Consider the following 14,033-nt stretch of genomic DNA (forward strand, 5'->3'; position numbering starts at 1 on the left):
TCTGTTGTTGTTCATGGCTTTCACAAAAGACAGTTGTAGCCGATGCTTCAGCTTCGGCTGACATTCAAAATGAACAGTATGATGGTAGGACTTTGTACTCGCCGTAAAACAAAAAGGCAGTGCCTAGAATGCACCTTGTTTTTGCGTAACTTTAATAAACCTAGTGATTTCTAAGATTCTTGCTAAGCTATGTTGTTCCTATGTAATTGCTTTTTTAAATATCTTTCAAATGATGCCTGTTTCCATGGGTGACTCATTGGAGGAATATATTTTTTCTTAGGTTTCTCAGGAAGAGTTGCTAGATCAAATGCTTTTGAAGAGGGTTTATGATGTGGTAGCAACTCAAGCAAATAAACCTGTTCACCAATACAGCAGTAAATGTCCCCATCAAAGGCTTTAATGACCATAGCTGTAGTACCCTTACGGTAATGCACTGCAACTCCATAAGCATTAACAGGCAGATAATACTCATTATGATATTTAATACAACTCCCATTATCAATTTTTCTAGAAGAAATTACCGCCAGTGTTAGATTGATTTTATCATTATCTGGTTGCGTTTCGAACACAGATTTGATACTATCAATAGGTAAAGCGAATCGCTTGTTGAATTTTTTTATGTAGGAGTAAAGGAATTTGTTTGCCTCCTCAATTGAGGAGACACCTCTCAAGCGTAGCTCTACGACTAGGCGGGATTGAAGAGTGCCAAATACTCTTTCAACCCGCCCTTTTGCTTGTGGAACGCTAGATGTCTGAATGTCGATTCCTAACTGCTTACATGCATATCCGAACTGAGTAAATGTATCTTTTTCAACTGAAGCTTCTTTTTTCTTTTCGTATTTTCTTTTATACTCAAATACAGTGCGATTATCTGTAAAAAACTGATAAGGGATTCCATAGTTAGTTAGGACCTGATTAAGAACATTGTAGTAGCCTTTTAACGTTTCCTGCTCATCAAAGTAAGCGCCTAACATTTGCCCTGTGGCATCATCGATTGCTACATGAAGGTGTGTTTTTATGCCACCAAACCACTCATGCATGGAAGCGTCCATTTGGAGCATTTCTCCAAAGTAAGCACACCTAGGACGCCTAGGATGAGAGTCCTCTATATCTAAAATGGAGCTTTGAATGACAGCTGCCTTCTTCATAGATTTAGTTTTAGCTTGAAGATCCTTTAGTTCTTTCTTCAATGCTTTCCTAGAAGATCGTGTTGCCATTGGCGAAAGGATGAACTCTTTCCTAAGAATAGAAGTAATGGTACCGACAGATACTTTGATGTCTTCCATCTCATTAAGAAGCTCTGAAAAATGGGTTAGATTACAATCATAATACTTAGTGCGGTATAAGTCTAAGATTAACTTCTTGGTATCTTCAGATAAGGTTATTGAAGGTTGCCTACCACGGTTTCCATGAATGAAAAAAGCTTTACCTTTTTCTTTATACCCTTTGATTAGCCTACTGATATGCCTAGGTGTACACCCGATTTTAAGGGCTGCAGTTTTCTTGTTGCCATTAGTTTCTACCAACTTTTTAATTATTTCATATTTCTGATTCTCATCCATAGTTAATATCACCTTTCTCATCTTGTCCACCTCATTTTTATAGTCATGAGGGTATTATAATATATGAATCACTTTTAGGACATAATCTTTTGTGGTATAACTAGACATTATCATATATGAATCATAAATATAGCAGAATATATTGTAATGTCTTTGACATTTTATATGATTATGAATATAATATTTGTAATATAGAAATTTACCATAAAAAAGACTATGAAGAGAAGAGTAGATATGGGAAGTAATTTTAGCGAGTCGGTGATGGTGAAAGACCGGTATGAAGCCTGTATTGAAGAACATCTCGGAGTTTCTAATCGAAAGCTTTTGCAAGTAGACTTAGACGGATCCACACCGTTATTAAGTGGACAGTATATGTTTTTACTGTTACGGAGCCGGTCATATATATGACAATTAGGGTGGTACCGCGGAGATATAGCCTTCGTCCCTTTATTTAGGGATGAGGGCTTTTTTATTTATATATATAAGAAAAAGGAGGAATAGTTATGAAGTCTGTATATATCAAAGATATCTATAGAAATGTAGAAAAGTACGCAGACCAAACGGTGGTAATAGAAGGATGGATAAGAACACTTAGGGCATCAAAAGCATTTGGATTCATTGAAGTAAATGATGGAACTTTTTTTAACAATCTTCAGGTTGTGTTTGAAGAAAGTCTCGCAAATTTTAGTGAAATTGCAAAGCTTTCTATCAGTACATCTGTTAGGGTAGAAGGGAAGCTAGTGATTACACCTGACGCAAAGCAACCCTTTGAAATTAAAGCAATAAATATTACTGTGGAAGGTAAATCAAGTAATGAGTACCCTCTACAGAAAAAAAGACATTCATTTGAATACCTAAGGGAGATTGCTCACCTAAGACCTAGAAGTAACACTTTCTCAGCAGTATTTAGAATTAGATCCCTAGCAGCATTTGCTGTGCATCAGTTCTTTCAGGAAAAAGGATTTGTATATACACATACACCTATTATCACAGGAAGTGATGCAGAGGGAGCAGGTGAGATGTTTAGGATTACAACATTAGATCCTAAGAAGCCACCAGTGGATGAAAAAGGCGAAGTGGATTTTACTAAAGACTTCTTTGGAAAGGAAACTAGCTTAACAGTTAGTGGCCAATTGCAAGGAGAAGCCTATGCATTGGCATTTAGAAATATATACACATTCGGACCAACATTTAGGGCAGAAAACTCCCACACCGCTAGGCATGCCTCTGAGTTTTGGATGATTGAGCCTGAGATGGCATTTGCTGACTTGAATGATAACATGGAATTAGCTGAAGAAATGTTAAAGTATATCATCAATTATGTATTAGAGAATGCGCCGGAAGAAATGGATTTCTTTAACAAATTTGTTGATAAAGGTTTATTAGATAGATTAAAGGGCGTAGTAAGTTCAGATTTTGGTAGAGTGACTTATACAAAAGCCATAGAACTTCTTAAAGAATGTAAAGAAAACTTCGAATACCCTGTGGAATGGGGTTGTGACCTTCAAACAGAGCATGAAAGATATCTAACAGAAAAGATATTTAAAAAGCCTGTGTTTGTAACAGACTATCCTAAGGATATCAAAGCTTTCTATATGAAACTTAATGAAGATGGTAAAACTGTGGCAGCTATGGATCTTTTGGTTCCAGGAGTTGGTGAAATTATTGGAGGAAGCCAGAGGGAAGATAAGCTAGAATTACTAGAAGAGAGAATGGATGCCATGGATCTTGATAAAGAAGAATACTGGTGGTATTTAGAACTTAGAAAATATGGTAGTACAAGACACTCAGGATATGGTTTAGGTTTTGAAAGGGCTATTATGTACTTAACGGGAATGGCTAATATTAGGGATGTTGTTTCTTTCCCGAGAACACCTAAATCAGCTGACTTCTAAAGCTCTTTTTGCTCCCTTAGATTATTACAAATACAAAGAAAAAATAAATATAGTATTTTACAAAGGCAACCACTTCAATTTGAAATGGTTGCCTTTAAAAAAAGATTATAAAATCCCCTTAATATCCTTAAACGCTATATATAAACAGAAGATAAGCAGCCATAGAAAGATATGGTATAATTATATATTATAGAAATCATAACTAGTTAAAAAAGTAGATTCCACAAAGGTGACAAGAATATAAGCTTATGTAAAAAAGGATTGATAAACATGAAAAAAATAGTGATAGGTATATTGGCCCATGTTGATGCAGGTAAAACTACCTTATCAGAGGGGATGCTTTATCTCAGCGGTAAAATCGGAAAACTAGGGCGGGTTGACAACAAAAATGCGTATCTAGATACATATGAGCTGGAGAAGGAAAGGGGCATTACTATTTTCTCCAAGCAGGCCATACTGGAATTGGGTGAAACTCAGGTCACTCTGCTGGATACCCCAGGGCATGTGGATTTTTCTGCGGAAATGGAAAGGACCCTGCAGGTATTGGATTATGCTATTTTAGTAGTCAGTGCCGCTGATGGTGTACAGGGACATACAAAGACTCTGTGGATGCTACTAGAGTTATATAATATTCCTGTTTTTATTTTTGTGAACAAAATGGACCAGCCTGGTGTAAGTAAGGATAATTTGATCAGGGAAATAAAAAATCAGCTCAGTGATGGATGTATTGACTTTGGGCAGGACCAAACAGAAAGTTTTTATGACCAACTGGCTATGTGTGATGAAGGTATGATGGGAACCTTCCTTGATACGGGTACCATAGGAACTGTCCATATAAGAGAAAGCATTAAAGAGAGAAAAGTTTTTCCATGTACCTTCGGGTCAGCTTTAAAACTAGAAGGTATCGAGGAAATGATGAGATGTATAGTTGAGCATGTTATTACTCCTTCCTATCCCAGTGAGTTCGGAGCTAAGATATTTAAAGTTACACGGGACAATCAAGGGAACCGTCTTACACACTTAAAGGTTACCGGTGGCATCCTCAAAGTTAGGGATGTTTTAAAAAATGAGAATTGGGAAGAGAAAGTGAACCAGATCCGTCTTTATTCAGGAGAGAAGTACGAGGCAGTAACTGAAGTGGCAGGGGGAACGGTATGTGCAGTGACAGGACTGAGCCAGGCTGCACCGGGAGAGACCTTGGGGGTAGAGGAAGAATCCTATGCTCCAATACTTGAACCTGTACTCTCCTATCGAATGATACTGCCAGAGGGCTATGATCCAAGGGTTATGCTTCCAAGGCTGCGTCAGATTGAAGAAGAGGAACCTGAGCTAAACATCCTTTGGGATGAAAAATTACAGGAGATTCATATTCGAGTCATGGGGGAGGTGCAGCTTGAAATCCTGCAAAGTTTGATTCAAGAGCGTTTTGATGTTTATGTAGAATTCGATGAGGGAGGAATTATATACAAAGAGACCATTGCCAATACTGTAGAGGGTGTGGGGCATTTCGAACCTTTGAGACACTATGCGGAGGTACACCTTTTTTTAGAACCTGGTGAACGGGGAAGTGGCTTAGTCTTTGGAAGTAACTGTAGCGAGGATATTCTCGGTAAAAGTTGGCAGAGACTTGTGTTACAGCATCTGAAGGAAAAAGCCCATATAGGTGTTCTAACGGGATCTGAAATAACAGATATGAAGATTACCCTAGTCAGCGGTAAGGCCCATAACAAACATACCGATGGCGGTGATTTTAGAGAGGCTACTTGGCGCGCTCTGCGACAAGGCTTAATGGAGGCACAATCGGTTTTATTGGAACCCTACTACTCTTTCAGGTTAGAACTGCCTGAAAATATGATAGGAAGGGCCATGACCGATATAGATAAGATGAAAGGAAGCAGTGAAATATTCCAAACAGACGGTGAAATGGCGGTGCTTGTGGGAATTGCCCCCGTTAGTGGCATGAGAAACTATCAAAAGGAAGTAGTTGCTTACACTAAAGGTTATGGTAGACTTTTTTGTAGCTTAAAGGGGTATGAAGCTTGTCTAAATAGCGAAGAAATCATAGAAAAAATAGGATATAATCCTGATAGAGATATAGAAAATCCCACTAGTTCTGTCTTCTGTGCTCAAGGAACAGGATTTATAGTCCAGTGGGATGAAGTTAAGAAATATATGCATTTAGAGGGCTATCTCCAAGAAGAAAGAAATCATAGTGAAAAGTCGTTTCTTCATAAGGCTAGATATAAAGATGAGAACTTTATTAGCAATGATGAGATTGATCAAATTTTTGATAAAACTTTTTATGCTAATCAAGGGAGAAAATCAGTTTGGAAAAGAAAAAGGGAAGCAAGTGGAGGCTACCAAAGACCTGTCAGTCAAGTTATTGTTAGCAGGGAAGAGGAACCCAGGGAAAAATTTCTCCTCATTGACGGCTACAATATTATCTACGCATGGCCAGAACTAAAAGAGCTTGCTGATTACAATATGGATGCAGCAAGAACCAAGTTGATTGATACTTTAAGTAATTATCAGGGTATTGGAAAATGCCGAATCATCGTTGTTTTTGATGCATACCGCGTTCAGGGGCACCGTGAAGAGATAATGAAATACCATAATATCCACTTAGTATATACAAAAGAGGCCCAGACGGCAGACCAGTATATTGAAAAGTTTACCCATGACAATAGTAAAAAGTATAAAATTACAGTGGCCACATCAGACGGTTTGCAGCAAATAATAGTCCGGGGACAAGGAGGACATTTACTATCAGCTAGGGAGCTAAAGGAAGAAATTCAGCGAGCAAATGAGAGAGTAACACAGGAAACACTAAAATTGCAGGAGTCTGATCCTAACTATCTAGGAGACACAATAACTGCGGATGCCAAAGAGAAAATGAAGGATATGGTTAAGGATATGGAGCGTTAGTATATTGTATAGGGGGGGAACCAAATGGATTATACAAATTTAATTCAAAAAACCATAGACTATATTGATGATAATATTTTTGAAGAAATAACAGTAGAGAATCTAGCAAAAATAGCAGGATTCTCTACATATCATTACTATAAACTATTTAGAAATTATGTAGGGGTTCCCATAAAGGAATATGTAACAAGACGAAGGCTCCAGTACGCACTTTATGAACTTAGCCAAGGTAAGAAGATAATAGATATAGCTATGACATATGGCTTTGAAACCCATGCAGGATTTACCAAGGCCTTCAAAAAAACCTTTGGATATCCCCCAAATTTTTATAGAATACATGCTCCTATTGGTATCCCCCAGAGAGTTAATTTGAAGAGGCTTAAGGACAGCAAGGCTGGTGGCATTGTAATGCAACCTAAAATAACGTGCCGAGATGGCTTTAAATTGGTTGGTTATGAGTTTAAAACAACTTTAAATAACAATGCTCATTGTAGGGATATTCCAGCTTTTTTACATAGATTTGAAACAGAAGATAAAGAAATCAAACTATATGAGACACAGAATCCCCCTAAGCATGGAGAATATGGAATATGCACAAGTACTAACTTAGAGAAAGATGAGTTTTCATATATTTTAGGTGTAGAAGTGACTAATTTTGATAGTGCCTTAGAGGAAATGTATACTTTAGATGTCTTGCCAGCAACCTACGCAGTATTTACATCACCAGATGTATCAAGTGCTGATTTTGAGAAATCTGTAATAGGTACATGGCAATATATACTTGAAGAGTGGTTCCCAAACTCACCCTATGAGATTGATGATAGCCAGCCAGACTTTGAGTTTTACAACGAAAGATGTCACCCATGGGTTTATGAAAAGGTGCACATGTATATCTACATACCCGTGAAAATAAAAAGTCGTAACCGTTAGGTTTCGACTTTTTTAGTACTCAAAAAAGGATGATTTTCCTGAAAGTATGGGATTTTAGATCAGAAAAGTCATTTTTAAATGACAGTGACTTTGCCTGAAAGCAACCTGAAGGTGGAAAAACATAACAAATTAGGATAAGAAAATTAAATTCAGCAATGATACTATGTATTTGATAACAAAAGGTAATAGATTCAAAGTCTATACCACGAGAGGGGACAGTGTATGAATAAAAAGAAAAGCAGTATTTCTGCTACTGCTAGATGGTTTTGGAAATATGGCAAGGGTAGATATTTTCATGTGCTAGGAATTATTATGTGTATTGGGTTAATTACAGGTGGTAACATTCTTCGAGCAAGTGTTTTAGATAAGTTAATTACAGTATCCTTATTAAGGGACACAGAACAACTATTAGTTATAATAGTTACGCTAATTGCAATAGTTGTGGTGGGGTTATTGGCAAACTCTTTTCTAGCTCTATTTAAAACTCACTTCGGAGCAATAACTGCTGCTAATATTAGGAAGGATTTTTTTAGTAGTTTGCTTAAAATGCCAGTGTCTAAAATAGAATCACATTCATCAGGGGCTATAATCTCTGTATATAATAATGAACTAAATAAGATTATTAGTTTAATTTCAGGTAAATTTGTAGACGCTTTGCTTCAACCTATAATGTTTATTGGGGTTTCTGTTTATATGTTGATAATAAACTGGAAGCTTTATCTCATATGCTATGCATTACTGCCCTTGGTAGTAATGATAATAAACAAGTTGTCAAAGAAAAGTGCTTCCTATGCCACTAAGTATTATGAGAAGATTGGATATGCAAATGAACTATCCAAAGAGTGTATTGATGGAATAACAGAGATAAAGACTTTTAATCTAGAGAGCTCTGTTATTGAACGGTGCAAGAATGCATTTGATGATGTTCTGTTTTACATTCTTAAGTCTGAGAAGTATGATGCAATATCCCTTCCATTTTGGCTATTGAATTTTCAATTGCCGAAGATCATGTGTATTTTGTTTGGTGGATTCCTTGCGCTAAATGGGGAAATGACTGTAGGAGAGCTGGTAGCATATGTCCAACTAACTCTATATGTTTCTCAACCAGCGTCAGCAGTAGTAGATTTTATAGATTCATTAAGACAAGGTAGTGTAGCATTAAAAGGAATTAGAGGGATAATGGATGTAGAAGAGTTTACAGAAATTCAAATTAAGCCTATAGGGAAAACAAAGCAGGAGGCAATATCCTTTAATAATGTTACCTTTGCCTACGGAGATAACACAGTTTTAAAGAATTGTAACTTCACCATCAAAAGGAATGGGTTTAATGTATTGGCAGGGGCCAGTGGCCAAGGAAAAAGTACTATATTATCTTTAATTTGTGGGTTGTATTCTGTGACAAGTGGAGAGATAAAGATAGCAGAAGAATATATTGAGAAAGGCATTGCTTACGTATCTCAGGATAATGTGTTATTTCCAGGCACCATAGCTGAAAACATAGCATTTGGCATAGAAAATCCTAGTTTTTCGGAAATTCAAGAGGCTGCTATAGCAGCCAAGGCCCATGACTTCATATGCCAACTCCCAAAATCTTACAATACTCCTGTTGGAGAGCGTGGGCAGATTCTATCGGGAGGTCAGCGTCAGCGGATTGCAATTGCTAGAGCATTTTTTAGAAAAAGCCCATTAATTTTAATGGATGAGCCCACATCAGCAATAGATACTGAGACTGAGGAGCAAATTGTAAAAATGCTACTGAGTCTCTCTAAGGAATCTACTTTATTAGTTTCCTCCCATCGATTATCAACTATTAAAAAAGCAGATTGTATATATGTTCTTCAGGGAGCTAGTATTGTAGAGTGCGGAACCCATGAAGACTTGTGGAGTAATAATAAAGGTGTTTATCATAGTTTATATAGAAAACAAATAGAAGTAGACAGTGGTGGGGTGGCAGTATGAAAAATGAATTCGTAAATGATGGAAAAAAGATCTTTAACTTGCTAGGAAATGAAAAGTGGAAATATTTATTATCAGTTATTATTTGTGCAATTGTAGTTCCAGCCTTTGACCTAGCACTACCTTGGGTAACGAAATGGATGATCAATGCTGTGGAAATGGGAAGTAAAGAGCTTTTAATACAAGGTTTTTTAACTATGATAATAATATTTATTTTATACAGTATTCTGGTGCCAATCACTGGCTATCATTACGAAGGAAGAAGCCATAAGCCTTTGCTAGGTGTAAGGCTAAGGCTCTTAAAACATATTATAGGGATGCCCTTTAATTTCTTTTCTAAACAACATAGTGGGGAATTAATGTCTAGGTTAACAGGGGATATAGACGAGCTGTTTGATTTTTATAAAGAGCAAACCTATGATATTATTTCGATTTTATTTAAGGGTATAGGGGCTCTAGCTATGTTATTTATACTAGATATACGGATAGCAGCACCTGTTATAATATTAGGAATCATATCTGCTGTAAGCAGAAGCTATGGGGTAAAGGCCTTAAAAGAAAATAGTGATGATGTACGTAAGCTCTCAGGAGAAGCGAATAGTCTAGTTAGTGATTCCTTAGGAGGTATTAAGGTAGTAAAGGCATTTAAATTTGAGGAATTCTTAAATAGAGACTTCACTTCTATTATGGATAGAGTAACCCGCAAGGCCTATGATAGAAATATTATAGAAATAAAAAGAAATGCACTAAGCTATATAATTGGTAGTTTGAATTTTCTTGGAGTTCTGTGTATTGGAGCATATATGATATCCAAGGGGACCTTAGACGTTGGGTCTGTATTCGCAGCCATAATGCTACAAGAAGGTATTATAGAGATGTTTGTGGCCTTTGGAACCTATGGTTTTGGAATAAAGATACAAATAGCAAAATCTGCCCGCATATTTGAACTATTCCAGGAGAAACAAGAGAGACAAGGGAAGTATGAGGGTTCAGGCTCTCATATATGTGGAGATGAGTTAATTGCCATTGAGGAGGGCAGCTTTTCATATAATGATAGAGAGGCAGTGTTTACCAGACTCAATATAAGGATTATGAGAAATGAGCTGGTCATATTGGAAGGGCAAAGTGGCACTGGTAAATCAACTCTATCTAAAATATTAACAGGACTAATGCCGCTAGAATCTGGAAATATCCTTTGGTGTGGAAAAAATGCTAACATGTCAATTCTACGGAATAATGTAGCATATGTTCCACAGGAACCCTACCTTTTCAAGGGATCAATATTGGATAATTTAAGGATTGGTAATCCAAAAGCTACAATGGACGAAATTTATAAAGCTACTAAAAAGGCATGTGCCCATGATTTTATAGTAAGCCAACCCCAAGGGTACAACACTGTAATAGGAGAACGTGGTCTTACCCTATCAGGAGGGCAAAGACAAAGAATTGCCATAGCCAGAGCCTTACTAAAGGAGGCATCTATCCTACTTATAGATGAAGGCACATCTGCTATCGACTCAGAAATAGAAAACATTTTGTTAGACAATTTAATAAGTGAAGTAGATAAGAGGACGGTAATTTTTGTTGCCCATGGTCCAACAATCGCTAAACGAGCTAATAGAGTTATAGAAATATAATGATAGAGACCTTTTCCTTTAATGAACCAGCCATAAAAACACTAAAGAAGGTAGGATTTAAAGAAATAGGTAGACGGAGAAATAGTATCATATACGGAAGAAATGAATATGATGAAATTTTTATGGATATGCTCAGCGATGAATTTCAGCAATCAAAAATTGAAAAGTTATTAGGAAAGAAGTAAAAATATTATAAAACCACTTGACTCGGCCCCTAGGGCAGGGTTTATTCTTTAAGTGGAGGTGGTTTTAATGAATACAAAGGAAGCGTGTAATAAGCTAGGTCTAACTCAAAAGGGTTTAAGGGTCTACGAGGAAAAGGGTTTAGTTATTCCTAAGCGTAAAGAAAATGGATATAGGGACTACAGTGATAAAGACTTACTAAAGCTTAGGGAGATAATGCTCTTTAAAGACCTAGGTTTTTCCCTAGAAGAGATCAAAACTTTATTGGACAAAAACATTGATGACGAAGATAACTTTGCTAGGAGTCTTTACTTTCAAAAACAGGCAATAAGCAAAAAGATATTAGCACTAAGAAATATTGAAAAAACTCTAAAAGATAGTTTAGAAGATATTTTAAATGACAACAGCAATAACGAGGTTCACTTCGATACCATGGAAAGAGTATTAGAAAAGAATAAAAGGTTAATGGTTAATTGGGTTGATCAATGGAATTTTGACGCATGGGCCAGGAAATATGATGAATCCATTCATAGCAATAACGATGAACTAAAACTCTTCGAGGACTACCATGTGGTAATGGGGGAAGTACGCAAGGAAATTGATACAACCAATCCAGAGAGTATATTAGACTTGGGCTGCGGCACGGGAAATCTTACGGGACTATATGCAGATAAGTGTGATGTATTTGGCATCGATCAAAGTCTGGAGATGCTTTTGCAGTGCAAAAAAAAGTACCCACATATGAGTTTAAAATTAGGGAACTTTTTAGACGCAACATATATTAATGGGGTTAGATTTGACTGTATAGCAACTACCTTTGCATATCATCATCTAACACAAGGCGAAAAGGAGAAGGCCATAGATAATATGCTGGAATCCCTAAAACCCCACGGGAAGATAGTTATAGGTGACTTGATGTTCCTTAATGAAAGTAAAAGGGAAGCAAAGAGAAAGGAGTATATTTCAATGGGTAGAGAAGACCTATGGGAAATAGTAGAGGAAGAATTCTATGGGGATGTGGAAAAACTAAAAAAATATGTGGAGAAAAAAGGTGTAAAATTTCAATATAAACACTTGGTTAACTTCACCTGGCTTATTGTTATAGGTGGATAGTTATTAAATTTAAAAAATAGTATATAAAGAAGAACCTTTGCAGGATTAAAACTTGCAAAGGTTTTTATGTAAATTATATTAAATACAGGACTTTTATAAAAGAAAATCTACAAGAAAAATTTAAGTGCATGAAGGACTAAAAATTTATCGTAGTTAGTCAAGCTCAGATAAAAAATGTAAATATTTTGAAGGAATATATGGAAGTTTGTCGAATTTATTGTTGAGGTTATTTGGAGAGGAGTGCTAACTTTGATTGAAATAAAAAATGTAAGCAAGCTATATAATGGTAGTAATGCCCTAGCTTTAGAGGAAATGTCTTTACATCTGGATCCAGGTGAATTTGTATTTTTAGTGGGTCCCAGTGGTGCTGGAAAAAGTACATTGATTAAACTTATGTTTAGAGAGCAGCTGCCAACTAACGGAAAAATCTTCTTTAATGAGAGGGATGTTGCTGCCTATAATCAAAAGGAACTATTGGAACATCGACGTAAGATAGGGATGGTATTCCAGGATTACAAGCTACTAAAGCAGAAAACTGTTTTTGAGAATGTGGCTTTTGCTCTGGAAGTGCTAGGATATTCCCCAAAAGAGATTCAGAAAAAAGTGCCTGAGGCTTTGGAGAAGGTGGGACTTACGGAAAAAGCGAATTCATTTCCAAGAGAGCTCTCTGGAGGACAGCAGCAGAGGGTAGGGATCGCCCGAGCCATTGTAAAGGACCCTGTTTTAATTTTGGCTGACGAACCTACGGGTAACCTAGATCGTGATAATGCTTTGCAGTTAATGCAGCTATTTGAGAAGATTAATCGAGAAGGAACAACTGTTGTGATTGCAACCCACGCGTGGGACCTTGTGGATCGTATGCAAAAGCGAGTAGTGGCATTATCTAGCGGTAAGTTAACCAGGGATGAGCAAGGAGGATATGATCATGAATAGGTATTCTTTACGTTATTGCATGCGTCAAAGTGTTCAGTCTCTTTCAAGGAATTCATGGCTTGCTGTGATTACTTCAGGCCTGATCGCCGTTTCATTAGCTATTTTAGGTGGATTTTTGTTGGTTACAATAAATGTGAATCAATTCATACACAATGTTGAGTCGAATGTGGAGATTAGTGTATTTCTAAATGAGGGAGTCAGCTCATCAATTGTTGAGGAAAGGCTTGATAAATTAGATGGTGTTGTAAGTCACACATTCATTTCTAAGGAAGAGGGTTTATCGGACTTCGCCAAGACAATGGGGGACCCAACCCTATTAAGAGATCTAGAGGGTGAAAACAACCCGCTGCCTGATTTAATTCGTGTACGTGTTACTGAGCCTGAACAGGTAGCTACCGTAGCAGGGGCCATACAGGTTTACCCTGAAGTAGAAATGGTTGACTTTGGGGAAGAGTTAGTTACCCGCATTATGCAAATTACCAGTCGTCTAAATTCGATATTCTTGATGCTGGGTATTTCCATCGCCCTTGGTGCAGTGTTCTTGATTGTGACTATCATCCGTATTTCTGTAGTAGCCCGCCAAGATGAAGTAAGTGTAATGAAATATATGGGTGCTAGCGATGGATATATCCGTTTCCCATTCTTAATGGAGGGAATGGTGATGGGCTGGGCTGGGACAATAATCGCTATTATTGCCCTAGGCCTAGTATACGGTCAATTGTCGTCTTCACTTAATCAAGACGCACTGACACTGCTCTTTCAACCAGTCACAGACATGGCGAGAATCTTGCCTATTTTCCTAGGTCTTATGGTTGTGGGAACACTTATGAGTGGCTTTGGAAGCTTTATATCGATTCGGAAATATCTGCGCGTTTAGTCGTGCCGGAAAGGAAGGATAA

General features: G+C 37.1%; 10 protein-coding genes and 1 other annotated feature. Of the genes, 9 read left to right on the forward strand and 1 reads right to left on the reverse strand.

The window, feature by feature from the left end:
* Window positions 1-182 precede the first annotated feature (182 nt).
* Window positions 183-1,562: an ISNCY family transposase gene (locus tag HYG86_RS09925; protein ID WP_213169124.1), complete on the reverse strand. Its 1,380-nt coding sequence runs from the start codon at window positions 1,560-1,562 to the stop codon at window positions 183-185.
* 207 nt (window positions 1,563-1,769) lie between these two features.
* Window positions 1,770-2,012: a binding site (T-box leader), on the forward strand.
* A 53-nt stretch (window positions 2,013-2,065) separates the two neighbouring features.
* On the opposite strand from HYG86_RS09925, the gene asnS reads away from it, so the two are divergent.
* The 9 genes from asnS (at window position 2,066) to ftsX (ending at window position 14,011) form a co-directional block, all read left to right on the forward strand.
* Window positions 2,066-3,457 (forward strand): asparagine--tRNA ligase, encoded by a 1,392-nt coding sequence (gene asnS, locus HYG86_RS09930; protein WP_213165424.1) that lies wholly within the window; start codon window positions 2,066-2,068, stop codon window positions 3,455-3,457.
* Between the two features lie 270 nt (window positions 3,458-3,727).
* A complete protein-coding gene (locus HYG86_RS09935) occupies window positions 3,728-6,382 on the forward strand; it encodes a translation factor GTPase family protein (RefSeq protein ID WP_213165425.1) in 2,655 nt (884 codons plus the stop codon).
* A gap of 24 nt (window positions 6,383-6,406) precedes the next feature.
* Entirely contained in the window at window positions 6,407-7,312 is a 906-nt protein-coding gene (locus HYG86_RS09940) for an AraC family transcriptional regulator (protein WP_213165426.1), read from the forward strand.
* Window positions 7,313-7,534: 222 nt separating this feature from the next.
* Entirely contained in the window at window positions 7,535-9,271 is a 1,737-nt protein-coding gene (locus HYG86_RS09945; protein WP_213165427.1) for an ABC transporter ATP-binding protein, read from the forward strand.
* Window positions 9,268-10,905: an ABC transporter ATP-binding protein gene (locus HYG86_RS09950; RefSeq protein WP_213165428.1), complete on the forward strand. Its 1,638-nt coding sequence runs from the start codon at window positions 9,268-9,270 to the stop codon at window positions 10,903-10,905. The genes HYG86_RS09945 and HYG86_RS09950 overlap by 4 nt, the downstream gene beginning before the upstream one ends.
* On the forward strand, window positions 10,905-11,090 hold the full coding sequence (locus tag HYG86_RS09955; RefSeq protein WP_213165429.1) for a GNAT family N-acetyltransferase: 186 nt from the start codon (window positions 10,905-10,907) through the stop codon (window positions 11,088-11,090). Before HYG86_RS09950 ends, HYG86_RS09955 begins: the two co-directional genes overlap by 1 nt.
* Window positions 11,091-11,157: 67 nt before the next feature.
* A complete protein-coding gene (locus HYG86_RS09960; RefSeq protein ID WP_213165430.1) occupies window positions 11,158-12,201 on the forward strand; it encodes a MerR family transcriptional regulator in 1,044 nt (347 codons plus the stop codon).
* 249 nt (window positions 12,202-12,450) lie between these two features.
* On the forward strand, window positions 12,451-13,134 hold the full coding sequence (ftsE, locus tag HYG86_RS09965) for a cell division ATP-binding protein FtsE (protein ID WP_213165431.1): 684 nt from the start codon (window positions 12,451-12,453) through the stop codon (window positions 13,132-13,134).
* A gap of 19 nt (window positions 13,135-13,153) precedes the next feature.
* Complete coding sequence (gene ftsX, locus HYG86_RS09970) at window positions 13,154-14,011, forward strand: permease-like cell division protein FtsX (protein WP_246451961.1); 858 nt, start codon at window positions 13,154-13,156, stop codon at window positions 14,009-14,011.
* Window positions 14,012-14,033 lie beyond the last annotated feature (22 nt).

Source organism: Alkalicella caledoniensis, from assembly GCF_014467015.1.
Taxonomy (GTDB): domain Bacteria; phylum Bacillota; class Proteinivoracia; order Proteinivoracales; family Proteinivoracaceae; genus Alkalicella; species Alkalicella caledoniensis.